The organism is Kitasatospora sp. NPDC001225, assembly GCF_053597855.1.
This window is the reverse complement of sequence record NZ_JBSFJC010000087.1, coordinates 1-19,938: the sequence shown is the minus strand read 5'-3', so window position 1 is coordinate 19,938 and position 19,938 is coordinate 1. Positions and strand designations below refer to the sequence as shown.

The following is a 19,938-nucleotide window of genomic DNA, read 5'->3' as shown; positions in this document are numbered from 1 at the left end:
CTACCGAGGACGTAGCTCTCTCCCATCCCAGGTCCCCACCGGTGCGGGACGCGCCGCCGGGGAGCCGGAGATGTACGTCCTAGAAGGAGGACTCGCATGTCCCAGACCTACGGCAAGACCCGCTGGAAGCGCTTCGCCCTGGTGATGGTGCCGAGCATCGCGGCCACCGCCGCGGTGGGCGTCTCGATCGCCAACAACGCGCTGGCGGCTTCGTTCAGCGTCTCCGGCCAGAGCTTCAAGGTCACCACGCCGGAGCTGCACGGCAGGAACTTCGCCCAGTTCGGCTCGATCGACGCGGAGTCGAACGGCACGCCGCACCCGGTCGCCGTCTCGGCCTTCGACGAGGCCACCATCAAGGGCCTCTGCCAGTCGGTGGTGACCGACCCCAACGTCATCCCCGGCCTGCCGTGGAAGCTGCCCAAGATCATCCTGCGTCTGGAGGCCGGCAACAGCGAGGACGTCAAGAAGCAGGTCTACGCCAAGAACCTGCTGATCGACCTCGACCAGCTGAACGCCGACGCCGAGTTCTCCAACATCAACATCGGCCAGGAGGCGTCGACCCTCAAGGGCGAGGCCACCCAGGGCTGGAAGTCCAAGCTCGGCGGCCTGCCGTCCGGGCAGACCGGCTTCGCCCAGGCCGCCGAGAAGGCCGACCTGTACAACGTGCAGCAGACCGCGTGGGCCACCTCGGCCGGCACCTTCAAGCTCCCGGGCCTGAAGCTCGCGCTGCACACCGACGGTTCCGGCGAGTGCTACTAGGCCGTTGACGGCGGCGGGCCGGGCCCGGCCCGCCCGCCCCGACGGCACCCGCGGGACCGGGGACGGTGCGTGCGCCGTCCCCGGATCCCGTGTCTCCTCCATCCCTCGTTCACACCATCGAGGAGCTGCACCGTGTCCAGCGCCCTTGCCTCCTACCGGCCCGCCGAGCACGAGAACCCCGCCCAGTGGCTGCGCCGGGTGTTCCGTACGTTCCGTCGGACGCGGCCGTACTACGGCGGTCTGCTGGCCATGATCGCCGGCGTCCCGATCATGTACTTCCCGTACGCCAAGCTCTCGTTGGGCGGCATGACGGTGGCCATGGCCACCACGGCGGGTGCCGGGTCACTGATCATCGGCGTGCTGCTGATCGTGCTCGGGCTGACCGCCTGGTTCCAGCCGGCCGTACGGGTCTTCGCCGGCATCGCCACCACGCTGCTGACGCTGGTCTCCCTCCCGGTCTCCAACCTGGGGGGCTTCGGACTGGCCCTGCTGCCGGGCCTGATCGGCGGCGGGCTGATGGTCTCCTGGGCGCCGCTGCCGGAGCCCAAGGCCGCGAAGGCGGCCGGGCGCGGACGCTGGGGCCGGGCCAAGGGCGGCGCCGGGGACGCGGCGGCCGGGAACGCCGTGGCGCGGAGCGTCGCCACCGAGCCGGCCACCGACGGCGCCGTCGAGGCGCCCACCGCCGAACTGCCCGCCCAGGGCGGGCCGCAGGCCGCCGAACCCGCGGCCGCCGTCCCGAAGCAGGCCGACACCGCGGACCGGAAGCGGGCCGTCGCCGTGGACCAGGAGGAGGCGCGGTGACCGGGCCGGCCGAGCAAGCCGACGGTACGACCGTTCCCGCGCAGCGCTCCGGCCGGCACGCGGCCCCGCGCACGCCCGTACGGGTCCGGCTGAGGGGCCGGGCACTGGCGCTGGCCGCGGTGCCGACCGCGCTGCTGATGGCCGCCGCCTACACGCCCAACCCGGCGGTCGCCGAGTCGGCGGCGGGCAAGCCCTGCGGCACCGCGCCGGCCGCCGTGCCGGACGTCGCGCCGGTCGAGACGCCGGTGCCCAAGAGCGAGCTGCCCGAGCCGCCGCCGGGCCCGTCCACGGCGCCGAGCACCGCGCCGAGCACCGCGCCGAGCACCGCGCCGGGCACCGCGCCCACCGCCGGCCCCTCGACGGACCCGGGCTCGGTGCCGACCCCCGCACCGACCACCGGCCCGGCCCAGCAGCCGACCTCGCCGGTCAAGCCGTCGGCCGCCGCGACGCCCACCACCACCGGCCCGGCGGCCCGGGCGGGGCTGATCGACGGCCTCGTCGACGGCGTCAACCGGCTGCTCACCCCGAACGGCTCGCCGAGCCCGACCCCGGGCGGCGCCCCGACCACCACCCCCGCGGCGCCCGCCGGCCCGGCCGCTCCGGCCGCCCCCGCCCCGCACACCGAGGCCCCGCACCCGGACGCCCCGGTGCAGGCCCCGGCCGCCGCCCCGCAGGCCGCGCCGCCCGCGACCCAGCCCGCCGCCGACGAGCCCTCGCCCACCGCCACGCCGAGCGGCAGGGCGAGCGGCAAGCCGAAGCCCTCCGCGACCCCGTCCGCGGACGCCTCGGCGACGCCCTCCGCGGGCGCCTCCGGCAGCCCGTCCGGCACGCCGACCGAGAACCCCAACTGCGATGTGGACGCCCGGGGCCTGACCGCCGGCGCGCCCGCCCCCGGGCACGTCGTCCCGGAGCAGAACTGGACCCTGAAGACCAGCCGGCTCGCCCTGCACGGCGCGGCCTTCCACGGCGTCTACGACGTGAAGACCGTGACCGGCAGCAAGCGCGTCCTGAAGTTCGTGGTCGACAGCGTGGACATCGACAACCTCGACATGTCGACCCTGGAGGGCAATGGCGTCACCTTCCACGTCCAGGGCGCCCCGGGTTCCACCTCGACGATGCGCAAGGGCCCGGTCACCATGTACGTGGAGCGGCTGTCCGGCCACCTCTCCAAGGTGCTCGGCCTGCCGATCCCGATCGACCTGGGCGAGATCACCCTCACCCCGGACACCCTGCCGCGCTGGCTGTACGACCTGATCGGCTCCATCCCGATCCCGCTGGACCTGGAGCTGACCGGCGTCACCGCCAAGCAGGCCGGCCAGTTCGGCGGCACCCTGCGCATCCCCGGGATGCGCCTGTTCAACGACGACGCCCCCTACAGCGACAAGTAGCGGACGCCACAAGGACCGTGGGGCGGCCCTCCGGAAGGAGGACCGCCCCACGGGCGTTCAGGCCTGACGGGTGCTCACTCGCTCCGGGTGCCCAGGTGGTGCACCTGCACCATGTTGGTGGTGCCGGGGACGCCGACCGGGACACCGGCGGTGACGATGACGGTGTCGCCCTCGCCGAGCCGGCCGAGCTTCAGCAGCTCCCGGTCGACCTGCGCGACCATCGCGTCGGTGGTGGCCACCTGCTCCGTGACGTACGCCTCGACGCCCCAGCTCAGCGAGAGCTGGTTGCGGGTGGCGCTGTCCGGGGTGAAGGCGATCACCGGGATCGGCGAGCGGTAGCGGGACAGCCGGCGGGCGGTGTCGCCGGACTTGGTGAAGGCGACCAGCGCCTTGCCGTCCAGGAAGTCGCCCAGCTCGCACGCGGCGCGGGCGACGGAGCCGCCCTGGGTGCGCGGCTTGCGGCCCGGGTTGAGCGGCTGGAGGCCCTGGGCGAGCAGCTCGCCCTCGGCCGTCTCGCAGATCCGGGCCATGGTGCGGACGGTCTCGACGGGGTACTTGCCGACGCTCGACTCGGCGGACAGCATGACCGCGTCGGCGCCGTCCAGGATGGCGTTGGCGACGTCGGAGACCTCGGCGCGGGTCGGGCGCGAGGCGTGGATCATCGACTCCATCATCTGGGTGGCGACGATGACCGGCTTGGCGTTGCGGCGGGCCAGGGTGATCAGCTGCTTCTGGACCAGCGGCACCCGCTCCAGCGGGTACTCCACGGCCAGGTCGCCGCGGGCGACCATGATGGCGTCGAAGGCGAGGACGATCTCCTCCATGGCCTCGACGGCCTGCGGCTTCTCGATCTTGGCGATGACCGGCACGCGGATGCCGACCTCGTCCATGACCTCGTGGACGTCCTTGATGTCGTCCGCGTTGCGGACGAAGGACAGGGCGATCATGTCGACGCCCAGGCGCAGCGCGAAGCGCAGGTCGTCCTTGTCCTTCTCGGACAGGGCGGGCACGTTCACGGCCGCGCCGGGCAGGTTGATGCCCTTGTTGTTCGAGAGCACGCCGCCCTCGATCACCACGGTCTTCACCCGCGGGCCGTCGACGCTGACGACCTCCAGGGCGATGACGCCGTCGTTGATCAGGATCGGGTCGCCGGCCTTCACGTCGCCGGGCAGGCCCTTGTAGGTGGTGCCGCAGATGTGCTGGTCACCGGGGACGTCCTCGGTGGTGATGGTGAACTCGTCGCCGTTGTCGACGGTCACCGGGCCGTTGGCGAAGGTCGCCAGACGGATCTTCGGACCCTGGAGGTCGGCCAGGACGCCGATGGCCTTGCCGGTGTCCTCCGAGACCTGGCGGACCTTGCGGTACCGCTCCTCGTGGTCCGCGTGGTTGCCGTGGCTCATGTTCAGTCGGGCGACGTTCATGCCCGCCTCGACGATGGCCTTCAGCTGTTCGTAGGAGTCCGTCGCCGGACCCAGGGTGCAGACAATTTTCGCTCGGCGCATATGGATCAGTCTATCCGTTCGTGTTATAGGTGCATTCGGCACGCACCGGGAGGAATCGCCGACGAAAGCTTCCGAGGAGTGAGACGGATCCGTGTCAGTCCTCGGACTCCCGGCGTTCCCGGTACACCAGCGCGAAGGTCTGTCGGGCGATCTCCAGCTCCTCGTCGGTGGGCACCACGGCGACCGCCACCCGGGCGTACTCGGGCGAGACGATCCGGGCCTCGCCGGACCGCACCGAGTTCAGTTCCGGGTCGACGGCGATGCCCAGTTCCTCCAGTCCCGCGGTGGCCGCCGCGCGCACCGGCGCCGCGTTCTCCCCGACCCCGGCGGTGAACGCGATCGCGTCCACCCGGCCGAGCACCGCGTAGTAGCCGCCGATGTACTTGCGCAGCCGGTGGACGTACGAGTCGAACGCGAGCTTCGCGTCCGCGTCCCCCTCGTCGGCCCGGCGCATGATCTCGCGCATGTCGTTCTCGCCGCACAGCCCGCGCAGGCCGCTGCGGCGGTTGAGCAGGTCGTCGATCTCGTCCACGGACAGCCCGCCGACCCGGTGCAGGTGGAACACCACGCCGGCGTCGATGTCGCCCGATCGGGTGCCCATGACCAGGCCCTCCAGCGGGGTCAGGCCCATCGAGGTGTCCACGCAGCGGCCGCCGGCGACGGCCGAGGCGGAGGCGCCGTTGCCCAGGTGCAGCACGATCACGTTGACCTCGGCCGGGTCCTTGCCGAGCAGCCGGGCGGTGGCCCGCGAGACGTACTGGTGCGAGGTGCCGTGGAAGCCGTAGCGGCGCACCCGGTGCCGGTCGGCGACGTCCTTGTCGATCGCGTACCGGGCCGAGTACTCGGGCATCGAGGCGTGGAAGGCGGTGTCGAAGACGGCCACCTGGGGGAGGTCGGGGCGCAGGGCCCGGGCGACCTCGATGCCGGTGATGTTGGCCGGGTTGTGCAGCGGGGCGACCGGGATCAGCCGGCGGATCTCCTTGAGCACGTCGTCGGTGATCACGGTCGGCTCGGTGAACCGCAGGCCGCCGTGCACCACCCGGTGGCCGATCGCGGCCAGCTCGGGGGAGTCCAGCCCGACGCCGTCGGCGGACAGCTCCTCGGCGACGGCCTTGAGCGCGGCGGCGTGGTCCGGGAAGGCCTGGACGGTCTCGCGCGGCCCGCCGGTGCGCGGGGTGTGCACCAGCCGCCCGCCGGCCTCGCCGATCCGCTCGACCAGCCCGGCGGCCAGCCTGGCCCCGTCCAGCATGTCGATCAGCTGGTACTTCACCGACGAGGAGCCGGCGTTCAGGACGAGGACGCGGGTGCCCTTGCTCATGCGGGGAGCTCCTTGCTGTCCGACGCGCGGTCCTGGGAGGCGTGGTCCTGGGAGGCGTGGTCCTGGGACTGGATGGCGGTGATCGCGACGGTGTTGACGATGTCCTGCACCAGCGCCCCGCGGGAGAGGTCGTTGACGGGCTTGCGCAGCCCCTGGAGCACCGGGCCGACGGCGACGGCCCCGGCCGAGCGCTGGACCGCCTTGTAGGTGTTGTTGCCGGTGTTGAGGTCCGGGAAGATCAGCACGGTGGCCCGCCCGGCCACCGGGGAGCCCGGCAGCTTGGTGGCCGCGACCCGGGCGTCCACCGCCGCGTCGTACTGGATCGGGCCCTCGACCAGGATGTCCGGCCGCAGCTCGCGGACCAGCTCGGTGGCCTTGCGGACCTTGTCGACGTCCGCGCCGGAGCCGGAGGTGCCGGTCGAGTACGAGAGCATCGCGACCCGCGGCTCCACCCCGAACTGGGCGGCGGTGGCGGCCGACTGGATGGCGATGTCGGCCAGCTGCTGGGCGTCCGGGTCGGGGTTGACCGCGCAGTCGCCGTACACCAGCACCCGGTCGGCCAGGCACATGAAGAAGACCGAGGAGACGATCGAGGCGCCCGGCGAGGTCTTGATCACCTCGAAGGCGGGCCGGATGGTGGCGGCGGTGGAGTGCGCGGCGCCGGAGACCATGCCGTCCGCGATGCCCTCCTGGACCATCAGGGTGCCGAAGTACGAGACGTCGGTGACCACGTCCAGGGCCAGTTCGACGGTCATCCCCTTGTGGGCGCGCAGCCTCGCGTACAGCTCGGCGAACTGGCGGCGCAGCGGGCTGGTGGCCGGGTCGACGATCCGCACCTGGGCGCGGTCGGCGGCCGGGTCCTCGGCGGGGAGGTCGATGCTCAGGCTCGACGCCTTGCGGCGGACGGCGTCCGCCTCGCCGAGCAGGGTGAGGTCGCAGATGTTGCGGCGCAGCAGGATCTCGGCGGCGCGCAGCACCCGCTCCTCGGTGCCCTCCGGCAGGACGACGTGCCTGCGGGTGCCCCGGGCGCGCTCCAGCAGCTCGTGCTCGAACATCATCGGGGTGACCCGCTCGGACCGGCCGACCTCGATCAGGTTGGTCAACTCGGCGGTGTCGACGTGCAGTTCGAACAGGCCGAGGGCGATCTCGGCCTTCCGGGGGCTGGCCGAGGTGAGCTTGCCCTCCAGGTGGGTCAGGTGGGCGGCGGTGGGCCAGCTGCCCTCGGGGACGACCGCGACCGGGGTGCCGGGGGCGAGCCGGGCGGCCAGTGCCATCACGTTGGGGCCGGGGTGCTGGCCGAGCGTCAGCAGCACGCCGGCGATCGGCGGGGCGCCGGCGGCGTGCGCGGCCAGCGAGCCGATCACCAGGTCGGCGCGGTCCCCGGGGGTGACCACCAGGGCGCCCTCGGTCAGCGCGTCCAGGAAGGTGGGCAGCATGGCGCCGCCGAAGACGTAGCCGCGCACGTCCCGGGCGAGGCCGGCGGCGTCCCCGAGCAGCACCTCGGCGCCGGTCGCCTCGACCAGCTGGGCGACGGTGGGCGCGGCCAGGGCCGGCTCCTCCGGGATGACGTAGGCGGGGACGGGCAGCTTCTCGGTGAGGGTGCGCTGGATGCGCTGCTTGGCGCCGGGGGCGACCCGGTTGGCGATCATCGCCAGGGTCTGGCAGCCGAGGTCGGTGTAGGCGCGGTGGGCGCCCAGCAGCTCGGCGACCACCGTCTCGGGGTCCTCGCCGTGCCCGCCGACCACCGGCAGCACGGCGGCGCCGAACTCGTTGGCCAGGCGGGCGTTGAAGGCGAGTTCGTCCGGGATGCTGGTGTCGGCGAAGTCGGTGCCGAGCACCAGGACGGCCTGGCAGCGCCGCTCCAGCGCGTGGAAGCGGTCGACCAGGGCGGAGACCAGTTCGTCCTGCCCGTGGGCGGCCTGGAGGGCGGCGGCCTCCTCGTAGCCGAGGCCGTACAGCTCGCTGCTGGGCAGGTCGAGCCGGTAGCGGCCGCGCAGCAGCTCGACCACGTGGTCGGAGCCCGGCTGCCCGGGGGCGGCGTGCACCAGCGGGCGGAACACCCCGACCCGGTCCACCTGGCGGGTGAGCAGTTCCATGACCCCGAGTTCGACCGCCTGGCGGCCGTCCCCCCGGTCGATGCCGGTCACGTACACGCTGCGCGCCACGTGGTTGTCTCCGTCCCGTCGTCTCGGAAAGTGGTCATATCGACCATACCTTCGCACCCCGAACGGGTGTCCGCGAGCAGAGCGACGGGGTTCGGGCAAGGGGCGGAGGTCCCGCCCAGGGCGCCCGCCGACGGGGCGGGCACCCGGGGCGTCCGGGGCACCGGAGGCGCCCGGCGCTCAGCGCGCGGGGCGGAGCCAGACGGTGGAGAGCGGGGGGAGGACCAGTTCGGCGGACCGGGGCTGGCCGTCCCACTCCACCGGCTCGGCCTTGACCGGGTGGGAGTTGCCGACGCCGCTGCCGCCGTACTCCTCGGCGTCGGTGTTCAGCGCCTCCTCCCACAGCTGGTCGCGGCCCGCCAGCCGGGGCAGGCCGACCCGGTGGCCGTGCCGGACGACCGGCGAGAAGTTGCAGACCGCGACCAGCGGCGAGCCGTCGGCCGCGTACCGGACGAAGGAGAGCAGGTTGTCCTCGGCGGCGCCGCCGTCGAGCCAGCGGAAGCCCTCGGGGACGGTGTCCAGCTCCCACAGCGCCGGGGTGTCGAGGTAGCGCCGGTTGAGGTCGCGGACCAGCCGGCGCACCCCGAGGTGCTCCTCGTGGGCCGGCCACCGCTCGTCGAGCACCCACCACTGCGGGCCCTGCTCGTGGTCCCACTCCGCGCCCTGGGCGAACTCCTGCCCCATGAACAGCAGCTGCTTGCCCGGGTGGGACCACATGAAGCCGAGGTAGGCGCGGTGGTTGGCGCGCTGCTGCCACCAGTCGCCGGGCATCTTGGAGACCAGCGCCCGCTTGCCGTGCACCACCTCGTCGTGCGAGATCGGCAGGACGTAGTTCTCGGAGTAGGCGTACACCATCGAGAAGGTGATCTCGTTGTGGTGGTACTTGCGGTGCACCGGCTCCTTGGACATGTAGACCAGCGAGTCGTGCATCCAGCCCATGTTCCACTTCAGCCCGAAGCCGAGCCCGCCGGCGTCGGTGGGGCGGGTGACCCCGTCCCAGGCGGTGGACTCCTCGGCGATGGTCACCGCGCCCGGGCAGCGCCGGTAGACGGTGGCGTTCATCTCCTGGAGGAAGGAGGCGGCGTCGAGGTTCTCCCGGCCGCCGAACCGGTTGGGGGTCCAGTCGCCGCCCTCGCGGGAGTAGTCGAGGTAGAGCATCGAGGCGACGGCGTCCACCCGCAGGCCGTCGACGTGGAACTCCTCGCACCAGTACACCGCGTTGGCGACGAGGAAGTTGCGCACCTCCTTGCGGCCGTAGTCGAACTCCAGCGTCCCCCAGTCGGGGTGCTCGGCGCGCAGCGGGTCGGCGGGTTCGTACAGCGGCTCGCCGTCGAAGCGGGCGAGCGCGAAGTCGTCCTTGGGGAAGTGCGCGGGCACCCAGTCGACGATCACGCCGATGCCGTGCCGGTGCAGGGTGTCCACCAGGTACCGGAAGTCGTCGGGGCCGCCGAGCCGGGCGGTGGGGGCGTAGTAGCCGGACACCTGGTAGCCCCAGGAACCGCCGAAGGGGTGCTCCATCACCGGCATGAGCTCCACGTGGGTGAAGTTCAACTCCTGGAGGTAGCGCGGCAGTTCCTCGGCGATGGCGCGGTAGGTGGTGAGGTCCGGGCGCCAGGAGGGCAGGTGCAGCTCGTACACCGACATCGGGGCGCGGTGGTGCGCGGCGCGGGCCCGGCGGGCCATCCACTCGCCGTCCTGCCAGGCGTAGTCGGAGGAGGTGACCACCGAGGCGGTGCCGGGCGGGCACTGGGCGGCCCGGGCCAGCGGGTCGGCCTTGTCCAGCACCCAGCCCTGCCGGGTGTGCACCTCGTACTTGTAGGTGGCGCCCTCGGCCAGGCCGGGGACGAACAGCTCCCAGATCCCGGACGAGCCGAGCGAGCGCATCGGGTGCCCGGTGCCGTTCCAGTGGTTGAAGCCGCCGATCAGCCGGACCCCGACGGCGTTCGGCGCCCAGACCGCGAAGGCGGTGCCGGCCACCCCGTCGACGGTGCGCACGTGCGAGCCGAGCGCCCGCCACAGCTGCTCGTGCCGGCCCTCGGAGATCAGGTGCAGGTCGAGTTCGCCGAGGGTGGGCGGGGTGCGGTAGCCGTCGTGCTGGCGCAGCGGCTCGCCGTCGGGGTACGTCACCAGCAGGGTGTACTCCGGCGGTTCGCCGCCGGCCACCAGGCCGGTGAACAACCCGCTCTGCTGGTGGGTGAGTTCGGCCGGGCCGTGGGCGGTCTCGACGACCACCCGCTCGGCGAACGGGCGCAGCACCCGGATCGCCGTGCCGCCGTGCACCGGGTGCGCGCCGAGCAGCGCGTGCGGGTCGTGGTGCTGCCCGCCCACCAGCCGGTCGACCTCGGCCGGCGGCAGCGGCGCCTCGGGCAGCCGCAGCGCCCCGGTGGGGGCCGGGCGCTCGGCCCCCCGGGGCTGCGGGGCCGCGAGTGGGTCGGCCGGGGACGGGAGGGTGGCCGGGGGCTCCGAGCCGGTGCCGGCGCCCCCCTCCTCCTCGGCCGCCCGGTGCGCCCCGTGCTCGTGGCCGGTGTGGCCTTCGGCGGGGAGCGGTCCGGCCAGGAAGGTGGCCGGTACGGGGCGGGTGGGGCGGCCGGTCGGGTCGATCGGCGTCACGGCGGGGTCCTCCTGCGGCGGGGTGGGCGAACTCCTGCGGGCGGGACAGGAAACGGGTGGGACAGGAAACGGGCGGGACGGGAGACGCGTGGTGCGGAAACGAGTGGTGCGTGAACGGGCGGTGCGGGAATCGGGCGGTGCGGAAAAGGCGTGGGTACGGGAAGGGCCGGTCAGACGGACAGGGCGAGCCGGTTGATCGCGGCCAGCGGGATCGGCAGCCAGCTCGGCCGGTGCCGGGCCTCGTACACCACCTCGTAGACCGCCTTGTCGATCTCCAGCGCCCGCATCAGCTCCGGTGAGGCGGCCGGGTCGGCGCCGCCGCCGGCGGTGTAGCCGGCGCCGTAGGCGGTGCGGTTGCGCTGGGCCCAGGCGGCGGCCAGGTGGGCCAGTTCCGGGTCGACGGGGCCGCCGGCCAGCAGGTGGGCGGCCGCGTAGTCGAAGGAGCGCAGCATCGCGGCGACGTCGCGCAGGGCGGGCTGCGGTTCGCGGCGCTCGTTGACGGACTTGGCGGGCTCGCCCTCGAAGTCCAGCAGCACCCAGCCGTGCGGGGTGCGCATGGCCTGTCCGAGGTGGAGGTCGCCGTGGATGCGCTGGACCGGCAGGCCGTCCGGGTGGGCGTCGGCGAGCTGCTGGAAGGCGGTGCGCAGGGCGGCCCGGAAGCGCAGCAGGCCGGGGACGGCGGCGACGGCGCTGTCCAGCCGGTCGGCCATGGCGCCGGCCAGCCGTCCGGTCTGGGCGCGGTCGAGCCGGGCGACGGGCATCGAGCGGGCGAGGACCCGGTGCACCTCGGCGGTGGCCCGGCCGAGCCGGTGCGCCTCGATGGCGAAGTTGCCGGGGGAGCGGTCCCCCTTGAGCCGGCCGACCTGGTCGAGGGCGAGTTCCCAGCCGTCCTCGGCGTCCGGCAGGTAGCGCTGCAGCAGTCCGAGGGTGGCGGGTTCGGCGCGTTCCATCCGGCTCTCGAACCAGGCGGCGACCCGGGGGATGCGGGTGGAGCCGGCCCGGGAGAGCGCGAGCGACAGTTCGAGGTCGGGGTTGGTGCCGGGGTGGATGCGGCGGAACAGTTTGAGGATGTACGAGGTGCCGTAGATGACCGAGCTGTTGGACTGCTCGGCGGTGGAGGCGCGGCCGGGGAGGTTGGCGGGCAGTCCGGAGCCGGGGGTGCGGCGGAAGGAGAGCGCGCCGAAGCGGTCCCCGGTGGCCAGGTGTTCGAGCAGCCGTCCGGTGAGTTCGGGGTCGTGCACCGCGTCGTAGAGGGTCGCGCCGTCGTACGGGCCCTGGCTGAGCCGGCCGAGCACGGCGGCGGGCCCGATGTCCCCGAGCCCGCCGGAGCGGATGCCGAGCAGCAGCTGGTAGATGTCGCCGTGCGGGGCGCCGGCCGTGGTGGCGTGCTCGACCCGCAGCAGGAGGTGCAGCAGGGCCGGGTCGCCGACCTGCAGCGGGGTGCCGACGACCGGGGTGAGGCCGGTGATGGGCCTCCCCTTGCCGGCGTACCAGCGCTGGGTGGGCAGCCAGGCGGCGATCAGTGGCAGGGCCGCCTGGACGAGTTCGCTGACGCCCAGGGCGGTTCTCCGGGCCCCGGCGCCCCGGGTGCCCGCGGGGGTGGCGGGACCGGTGGGGGCGTCGTCCTGGAGGTGGGCTTGAGAACGGGAGGTTTCGGACATGGCTCCCTTTCCCCGGAAGCACGCGGACTGCCCGACGGGTCGTGGCCGGGTCCGTCAGTCTTCCGGATTGCGGCGGCGCGGCGGTCGCGGCACGCGAGCACGGCTCGGGTGTCACGCCTTCGTGTGGGTGGCCGTTGGGCTGTTCTCCGTACGCGGTGGTGCAGAGAACTCCGGGGGCGCGGGGGTTCAACTCGCGCCCCCGGAGGGTCTGGTGGTGCTGTTCACGGCTGCTGTGCCACGTGCGGCGGATCGTTACTTCGATCGCCTGGTCCCGCTCAGGCGCGGGGGCTGCCGGAGCTGGAACCAGTAGAAGCCGTGCCCGGCCAGGGTGAGCAGGTAGGGCCACTCGCCGATCGACGGGAAGCGCACCCCGCCGATCAGCTCGACCGGGTACCGCCCGCCGTACTGCCGCAGGTCCAGCTCGGTCGGCTGCGCGAACCGCGAGAAGTTGTTCACGCACATGACCAGGTCCCCCTCGTACTCGCGCACGAAGGCCAGCACGGCGGGGTTGCTGGAGGGCAGTTCGGCGTAGCTGCCGAGGCCGAACGCCGGATTGAGCTTGCGGATCTCGATCATGCGACGCGTCCAGTGCAGCAGGGAGCTCGAACTGCTCTGCTGCGCCTCGACGTTGGTCACCTGATAGCCGTACACCGGGTCCATGATGGGCGGCAGACTGAGCCTGCCCGGGTCGGCGGAGGAGAAACCCGCGTTGCGGTCCGGGGTCCACTGCATCGGGGTGCGCACGCCGTCCCGGTCGCCGAGCCAGATGTTGTCGCCCATGCCGATCTCGTCCCCGTAGTAGAGGACCGGCGAGCCGGGCAGGGAGAGCAGCAGCGCGGTGAACAGCTCGATCTGGTTGCGGTCGTTCTCCAGCAGCGGGGCGAGCCGGCGGCGGATGCCCACGTTGGCGCGCATCCGCGGGTCCTTGGCGTACTCCGCGTACATGTAGTCGCGCTCCTCGTCGGTGACCATCTCCAGGGTCAGCTCGTCGTGGTTGCGCAGGAAGATGCCCCACTGGCAGCCGCCGGGGATCTGCGGCGTCTTGGCGAGGATCTCGGACACCGGGTAGCGGGACTCCCGGCGCACCGCCATGAAGATCCGGGGCATCACCGGGAAGTGGAACGCCATGTGGCACTCGTCGCCGCCGGAGGCGAAGTCGCCGAAGTAGTCGACGACGTCCTCCGGCCACTGGTTGGCCTCGGCGAGCAGCACGGTGTCCGGGTAGTTGGCGTCGATCTCCTTGCGGACCCGCTGGAGGAACTCGTGGGTCTCCGGGAGGTTCTCGCAGTTGGTGCCCTCGCGGGCGAACAGGTACGGCACCGCGTCCAGCCGGAAGCCGTCGATGCCGAGGTCGAGCCAGAACCGCAGCCCGGCGATCATCTCGTCCTGGACCCGGGGGTTGTCGTAGTTGAGGTCCGGCTGGTGCGAGAAGAAGCGGTGCCAGAAGTACTGCTTGCGGACCGGGTCGTAGGTCCAGTTGGAGGTCTCGGTGTCGACGAAGATGATCCGGGCGTCCGGGTACTGCTTGTCGTCGTCGGCCCACATGTAGAAGTCGCCGTAGGGCCCGTCCGGGTCGGAGCGGGAGGCCTGGAACCACGGGTGCTGGTCGCTGGTGTGGTTCATGACGAAGTCGATCACGATGCGCATGCCGCGGGCGTGGGCGGCGTCGACGAACTCCATGAAGTCGGCGAGGTCGCCGAACTCCGGCAGCACCGAGGTGTAGTCGGAGACGTCGTACCCGCCGTCGCGCAGCGGCGAGGCGAAGAACGGGGGGAGCCAGAGGCAGTCGATCCCGAGCCACTGGAGGTAGTCGAGCTTGGCCGTGAGCCCCTTGAGGTCCCCGACACCGTCGCCGTTGCTGTCCTGGAAGGACCGCACCAGCACCTCGTAGAAGACCGCACGCTTGAACCACTGCGGGTCGAGCTTCTTCTTCGAGGTCTCGGGGAAGGTGTCGGGGACGGGCTCGTTCACTGTCACGCTGGGTTCCTCCGAACCGTGAGGAGGTGAGCCGGCTCGGCTGAGGGATCGAGCCGGACGTAGTTGTGCCGGCCCCAGGTGTAGACGGCGCCGGTGAGCTCGTCGTGCACCGCGTACGGGCCGTCGCCGTCGAGCGTGACGGTGGCCTCCTGGACGTGGTGCGGGTCGAGGTTCACCACGGTGACGACCTGGTCGGTGAGCCCCTCGGGGGTGGTCGCGGTCTTGGAGTAGGCGAGCACCTGGTCGTTGTCGGTGGGGTGGAAGCGCAGGTCGCGCAGCTGCTGGAGGGCGGGATGGCGGCGGCGCAGCCGGTTCAGCACGGTCAGCAGCGGGGCCAGGGTGTCGGTGCGGCTCCAGTCGCGCGGGCGCAGTTCGTACTTCTCCGAGTGGAGGTACTCCTCGGAGCCCGGGTGGGCCGGCTCGTTCTCGTACAGCTCGAAGCCGGCGTAGACGCCGTAGCTGGGGGAGAGGGTGGCGGCGAGCACCGCGCGGACCGCGAAGGCGGCCCGGCCGCCGTGCTGGAGGTACTCGTGCAGGATGTCCGGCGTGTTGGCGAAGAAGTTGGGCCGCATGTAGGCGGCGGCGTCACCGCTGAGTTCGGTGAGGTAGTCGGTGAGTTCCGGTTTGGTGGTGCGCCAGGTGAAGTACGTGTACGACTGGTGGAAACCGATCTTCGCCAGGGTGTGCATCATCGCGGGGCGGGTGAAGGCCTCCGCCAGGAACACCACGTCGGGGTCGGTCCGGGCGACGTCGGCGAGCACCTTCTCCCAGAACACCACCGGTTTGGTGTGCGGGTTGTCGACCCGGAAGATCCGGACGCCGTGCGACATCCAGAACCGGAGGATCCGGATGGTTTCCTTGACGATTCCGTCCATGTCCTGGTCGAAGTTGACCGGATAGATGTCCTGGTACTTCTTCGGCGGATTCTCGGCGTACGCGATGGTGCCGTCCGTGCGGTGGCTGAACCATTCCGGATGCTTGTTCACCCAGGGGTGGTCGGGGGAGCACTGGAGGGCGAAGTCCAGCGCCACCTCCAGGTGCAGCGCCTTGGCCTCGGCGACGAAGTGGTCGAAGTCCTCGATGGTGCCGAGGTCCGGGTGGACGGCGTCGTGGCCGCCCTCGGGGGAGCCGATCGCCCAGGGCGAGCCGACGTCGTGCGGGCCGGCCGTCAGGGTGTTGTCCGGGCCCTTGCGGAAGGCTCGGCCGATCGGGTGGACCGGCGGCAGGTAGACCACGTCGAAGCCCATCGCGGCGACGGCCGGCAGGCGTTCGGCGGCGCTGCGCAGGTTGCCCGGGCGCGGCGGCTCGACGCCGGCCGGGTCCACCACGGCGCCCTCCGACCGGGGGAAGAACTCGTACCAGGAGCCGAACAGCGCGCGCTCGCGGTCGACCTGGAGCGGCATCGGGCGGGAGGCGCTGAGCAGCTCGCGCAGCGGGTGGCGGACCAGCGCGTCGAGCACCTCGGGGGCGAGCGCGGCGGCCAGCCGGGACAGCGGCGGCAGGGTCTGGTCGCGCAGCGCGTCGGCGGCGGCCAGCACGTCGGCGCGGCCCTCCTTCTTGGGCACCCCGGCCGCGGCCTGCTCCAGCAGCCGGGCGCCCTCCTCCAGGACCAGCGCGGTGTCGATCCCGGCGGGCAGCTTCACCGAGGCGGTCCGGCGCCAGGTGGCGACCGGGTCGCTCCACGCCTCCACCAGGTACGACCAGCGGCCGGGCGCGGTCGGGGTGACGTACGCGCCCCAGCGGTCGGTGCCCTCGGCCAGTTCGCGCATCGGCGTCCACGGGCCGCTGCGGCCGCGCGGGTCGCGCAGCACCACGTTGGCGTTGACGGCGTCGTGGCCCTCGCGGAAGACGGTCGCGGTGACCAGGAAGGTCTCGCCGACGACGGCCTTGGCCGGGCGGCGGCCGGCGTCGACGAGGGGACTGACGTCCAGGACGGGGATGCGGCCGATCACGGTGTCGCTCTCTGTCGTCTTGCGGGCGGAGGGCTTGCGAGCGGGGGCCTTCCGGGCGGCTGCCCCGGCGGCCGGGGCCTTCGCGGAGGCGGACCCGGCGGCCTCCGCGGTGGCGGCCTTCGGAGCTGCGGTCTTCGGGGTGGTGGCGGTGGTGCGGCGCGTGGTGGTGGTGCGCCTGCGGGGTGCCGCCGCCCGGTCCTCCTCGGCCCCGGGGTGCCGGGCCGTCGAGGGGGCTTCGGATTCGGAGGATCCGGCACGGACCGCCCCGGAGGCCCTCGGCGCCGGCATCGCCGGATCTGTCCGAGTGTCAGAATCCATCCGTCCGGCGGATTCCGCGACCGCTGCGTCGAGGCCTTCGGCCACCGGTGTGGACTGGTCCCGCGTGTCGCCGTGCATGCCAAGCTCCTGCCCGAGATCGGCGGCAGCTCCCCGCGGGCCTGGGTACGGGCCGGGGGAGTACCGGAGGACTGCTGGGTGGGGAGGACGTGCGACCGGAAGCCTGCCCGCGCCGCTGTTCCCGGCAACCTGCCCGGCGCCCGCCGAGCCGGCGGTGGGACGCCCCGGAGCCCGTGTGCGTCCCGGCGCACGCCTCCGCCGGGCGCGCCCCGGCCGACCCGGTCCACCCGTGAACGAGCGGGCCGGTAGGGAGGACACGCGTCCGTGCGCGGTGAGCGCCGAATGGGCTAAGAAGGACGGGAACGGACAACACGAAAAGGATTCGGACGTGCTGCTTCGCGGGGGACGCCACCCGTCGTCGTACTCCCCACTGCATCAACGACCTTCGGTCATCCTCGCACCGGCGACAAGGTTTTTGCAGCGGTACGACAGTAGTTTCGGGCCTTCTCCCGGGTGGATGCGCCATCGGAAATGAAGCCGTACCGAAGAGTTCACGTATTGGTAGCGCGGGCCCTCGAAATGTGCGCCTCGCGCGCCCCCCGTGCAGTCCAATGCGCCGAATGCGATCTCATCAATAGCCCGAACGGATGCCCAATAGTCCACTTGACGCACTGTCCGGCCGACCGCCACGGCTACGCTTCACGCCGTGAAGGCAATCCGCAGATTCACCGTCCGCACCGTCCTGCCCGAACAACTCCAGCCGCTGCACGAGCTGGCCCTCAACCTGCGCTGGTCCTGGCACCCCGAGACCAGGGACCTCTTCCGGTCCGTGGACCCGGAGGTCTGGGCCGCGACCGGCGAGGACCCGGTGCGGCTGCTCGGGGAGGTCCCGGCCGCCCGGCTGGCCGCGCTCGCCGCCGACCGGCGCTTCCTGCGCAGACTCGGCGACCTCGCCGACGACCTGCGCGAGTACCTGACCGGCCCCCGCTGGTACCAGACCCGGCAGCAGTCCGACGCCGCCCCGCTGCCCGCCGCGATCGCCTACTTCTCGCCCGAGTACGGCATCGCCGCGGCGCTGCCCCAGTACTCCGGCGGGCTCGGCATCCTGGCCGGCGACCACCTCAAGGCCGCCAGCGACCTCGGCGTGCCGGTCGTCGGCGTCGGCCTGTTCTACCGGCACGGCTACTTCCGCCAGTCCCTGAGCCGGGACGGCTGGCAGCAGGAGCGCTATCCGCTGCTCGACCCGGACGAACTCGCGGTCAGCCTGCTGCGGGAGGCCGACGGCACCCCCGGCCGGGTCGACCTGGCCCTGCCCGGCGGCCGCACCCTGGCCGCCCACATCTGGAAGGCCCAGGTCGGGCGGGTCCCGCTGCTGCTGCTCGACTCCGACATCGAGGCCAACTCGCCCGCCGAGCGGGACGTCACCGACCGGCTGTACGGCGGCGGCAGCGAGCACCGGCTGCTCCAGGAGATGCTGCTCGGCATCGGCGGCGTCCGGGCGGTGCGCGCCTACTGCCGGCTCACCGGGCACCCCGCCCCCGACGTCTTCCACACCAACGAGGGCCACGCCGGCTTCCTCGGCGTGGAGCGCATCCGCGAACTGGTCGCCGACGACCGGACCGGCCTCGACTTCGCCGCCGCCCTGGAGGCCGTCCGGGCCGGCACCCTCTTCACCACCCACACGCCCGTCCCGGCCGGCATCGACCGCTTCGACCGCGAGCTGGTCGCCCGCCACTTCGGCGGCGACGCAGCGCTGCCGGGCGTGCCGGTCGAGCAGGTGCTCGCGCTCGGCGCCGAGAGCTGGCAGGACGGGGACCCGAAGCTCTTCAACATGGCCGCCATGGGCCTGCGGCTGGCCCAGCGCGCCAACGGGGTCTCCACCCTGCACGGCGAGGTCAGCCGCTCGATGTTCAACGGCCTGTGGCCCGGCTTCGACCCGGCCGAGGTGCCGATCACCTCGGTCACCAACGGCGTGCACGCCGCCACCTGGATCGACCCGGCGGTGGTCCGGCTCGGCGCCGCCGAGATCGGCGCCGAGCGCGCCGAGGAGGCGATGACCACCGGCGAGAGCAAGCGCTGGACGGGCCTGGAGAGGATCGGCAACACCGAGGTCTGGCAACTGCGGCGCGCCCTGCGGGCCCAGCTGGTGGAGGAGGCCCGCCGCCGGCTGCACGCCTCCTGGCGCCGGCGCGGGGCCGGCGAGGCCGAGCTCGGCTGGGTCTCCTCGGTGCTCGACCCCGATGTGCTCACCATCGGCTTCGCCCGCCGGGTGCCCTCGTACAAGCGGCTCACCCTGATGCTGCGCGACCAGGAGCGGCTGCGCGCGCTGCTGCTGCACCCCACCCGGCCGGTGCAGATCGTGGTCGCCGGCAAGGCCCACCCGGCGGACGACGGCGGCAAGCGGCTGATCCAGCAGATGGTCGCCTTCGCCGACGACCCGGCGGTGCGGCACCGGATCGTCTTCCTGCCGGACTACGACATGGCGATGGCCCAGCGCCTCTACCCGGGCTGCGACGTCTGGCTGAACAACCCGCTGCGCCCGCTGGAGGCCTGCGGCACCTCCGGGATGAAGGCGGCGCTCAACGGCTGCCTCAACCTGTCCGTCCTGGACGGCTGGTGGGACGAGTGGTTCGACGGCCGCAACGGCTGGGCGATCCCCACGGCCGACGAGAGCGGCGGGGCGCTCGACCCGGACAGCGGCGAGGCCGAGCGGCGCGACGACATCGAGGCGGCCGCGCTCTACGACCTGATCGAGAACCAGGTCGCCGCCCGGTTCTACGACCGGGACGCGGACGGTCTGCCGCAGCAGTGGATCGCCATGGTCCGGCACACCCTGGTCACCCTCGGGCCCAAGGTGCTGGCCGGGCGGATGGTCCGGGAGTACGTCGAGCGGCTGTACGCCCCGGCGGCGCAGGCCCAGCGGGAGCTGGCCGGGCAGCAAGGCCACGGCGCGCGGGAGCTGGCGCTCTGGAAGGCGACGGTCCGGGAGGCCTGGCCGGCCGTCCGGGTCGAGCACGTCGAGGCGGACTGCCCGACCGAGGCGCAGGAGCTGGGCAGTTCGCTGGAGCTGCGGGTGCAGGTCGCGCTCGGGACGCTGCGGCCGGGCGACGTCGAGGTGCAGGCGGTCTCCGGCCGGGTGGACGAGCGGGACCGGATCTCGGACGCCTGCCTGCTCGCCCTCAAGCCGGTCGGCGGGCCCGATCTGGACGGCCGGATCCGCTACGAGGGCTCGCTGGAGCTCTGCCGGACCGGCCCGTTCGGCTACACCGTCCGGGTGCTGCCCGCGCACCCGCGGCTGGCCTCGCCGGCCGAGCTGGGGCTGGTCGCGCTGCCGGCCGAGTCGGCCGGGATGGACGCGGGGCTGCTGCGCTGAGGCCGCGGGCGGCCGTCCACCGGTGGTGAACCGGGTGGGCGGCCGCCCGCGTACTTCCGTGCGGGAGGGTGGGAATGACCGGCAGGGGGAGTGTAGGGG

At 73.0% G+C, this 19,938-nt stretch carries 11 protein-coding genes; 4 read left to right on the top strand and 7 right to left on the bottom strand.

Annotated elements, in window-relative coordinates; genetic code table 11:
• The first annotated feature begins 96 nt into the window (after positions 1-96).
• From ACWDCZ_RS26295 to ACWDCZ_RS26285, 3 genes are all read left to right on the top strand, one after another.
• A complete protein-coding gene (locus tag ACWDCZ_RS26295; RefSeq protein ID WP_049651461.1) occupies positions 97-759 on the top strand; it encodes a DUF6230 family protein in 663 nt (220 codons plus the stop codon).
• Positions 760-891: 132 nt separating this feature from the next.
• Complete coding sequence (locus ACWDCZ_RS26290) at positions 892-1,560, top strand: DUF6114 domain-containing protein (RefSeq protein WP_449817128.1); 669 nt, start codon at positions 892-894, stop codon at positions 1,558-1,560.
• Complete coding sequence (locus tag ACWDCZ_RS26285; RefSeq protein WP_449817127.1) at positions 1,557-2,948, top strand: hypothetical protein; 1,392 nt, start codon at positions 1,557-1,559, stop codon at positions 2,946-2,948. Before ACWDCZ_RS26290 ends, ACWDCZ_RS26285 begins: the two co-directional genes overlap by 4 nt.
• A 74-nt stretch (positions 2,949-3,022) precedes the next feature.
• Here ACWDCZ_RS26285 and pyk read toward each other — a convergent pair whose 3' ends face one another.
• From pyk to ACWDCZ_RS26250, 7 genes are all read right to left on the bottom strand, one after another.
• A complete protein-coding gene (gene pyk, locus ACWDCZ_RS26280) occupies positions 3,023-4,450 on the bottom strand; it encodes a pyruvate kinase (RefSeq protein ID WP_449817126.1) in 1,428 nt (475 codons plus the stop codon).
• Positions 4,451-4,544: 94 nt separating this feature from the next.
• Positions 4,545-5,768 carry an acetate kinase gene (locus ACWDCZ_RS26275; protein WP_449817125.1) on the bottom strand — a complete coding sequence of 408 codons (1,224 nt, stop codon included), beginning with the start codon at positions 5,766-5,768 and terminating at the stop codon, positions 4,545-4,547.
• Positions 5,765-7,933 (bottom strand): phosphate acetyltransferase, encoded by a 2,169-nt coding sequence (pta, locus tag ACWDCZ_RS26270; RefSeq protein WP_449817124.1) that lies wholly within the window; start codon positions 7,931-7,933, stop codon positions 5,765-5,767. Before pta ends, ACWDCZ_RS26275 begins: the two co-directional genes overlap by 4 nt.
• Positions 7,934-8,110: 177 nt before the next feature.
• Positions 8,111-10,540 (bottom strand): 1,4-alpha-glucan branching protein GlgB, encoded by a 2,430-nt coding sequence (gene glgB / locus ACWDCZ_RS26265; RefSeq protein ID WP_380779956.1) that lies wholly within the window; start codon positions 10,538-10,540, stop codon positions 8,111-8,113.
• A 170-nt stretch (positions 10,541-10,710) separates the two neighbouring features.
• Positions 10,711-12,201 carry a maltokinase N-terminal cap-like domain-containing protein gene (locus ACWDCZ_RS26260; RefSeq protein ID WP_049651955.1) on the bottom strand — a complete coding sequence of 497 codons (1,491 nt, stop codon included), beginning with the start codon at positions 12,199-12,201 and terminating at the stop codon, positions 10,711-10,713.
• 252 nt (positions 12,202-12,453) lie between these two features.
• Positions 12,454-14,178 carry a maltose alpha-D-glucosyltransferase gene (treS, locus tag ACWDCZ_RS26255; protein WP_074001467.1) on the bottom strand — a complete coding sequence of 575 codons (1,725 nt, stop codon included), beginning with the start codon at positions 14,176-14,178 and terminating at the stop codon, positions 12,454-12,456.
• On the bottom strand, positions 14,175-16,130 hold the full coding sequence (locus tag ACWDCZ_RS26250; RefSeq protein ID WP_449817131.1) for an alpha-1,4-glucan--maltose-1-phosphate maltosyltransferase: 1,956 nt from the start codon (positions 16,128-16,130) through the stop codon (positions 14,175-14,177). The genes treS and ACWDCZ_RS26250 overlap by 4 nt, the downstream gene beginning before the upstream one ends.
• A gap of 1,042 nt (positions 16,131-17,172) precedes the next feature.
• Here ACWDCZ_RS26250 and glgP point away from each other — a divergent pair.
• The gene (gene glgP, locus ACWDCZ_RS26245; RefSeq protein WP_449817123.1) at positions 17,173-19,839 is read left to right on the top strand and encodes an alpha-glucan family phosphorylase; all 2,667 of its coding nucleotides are present in this window, start codon (positions 17,173-17,175) and stop codon (positions 19,837-19,839) included.
• Positions 19,840-19,938 lie beyond the last annotated feature (99 nt).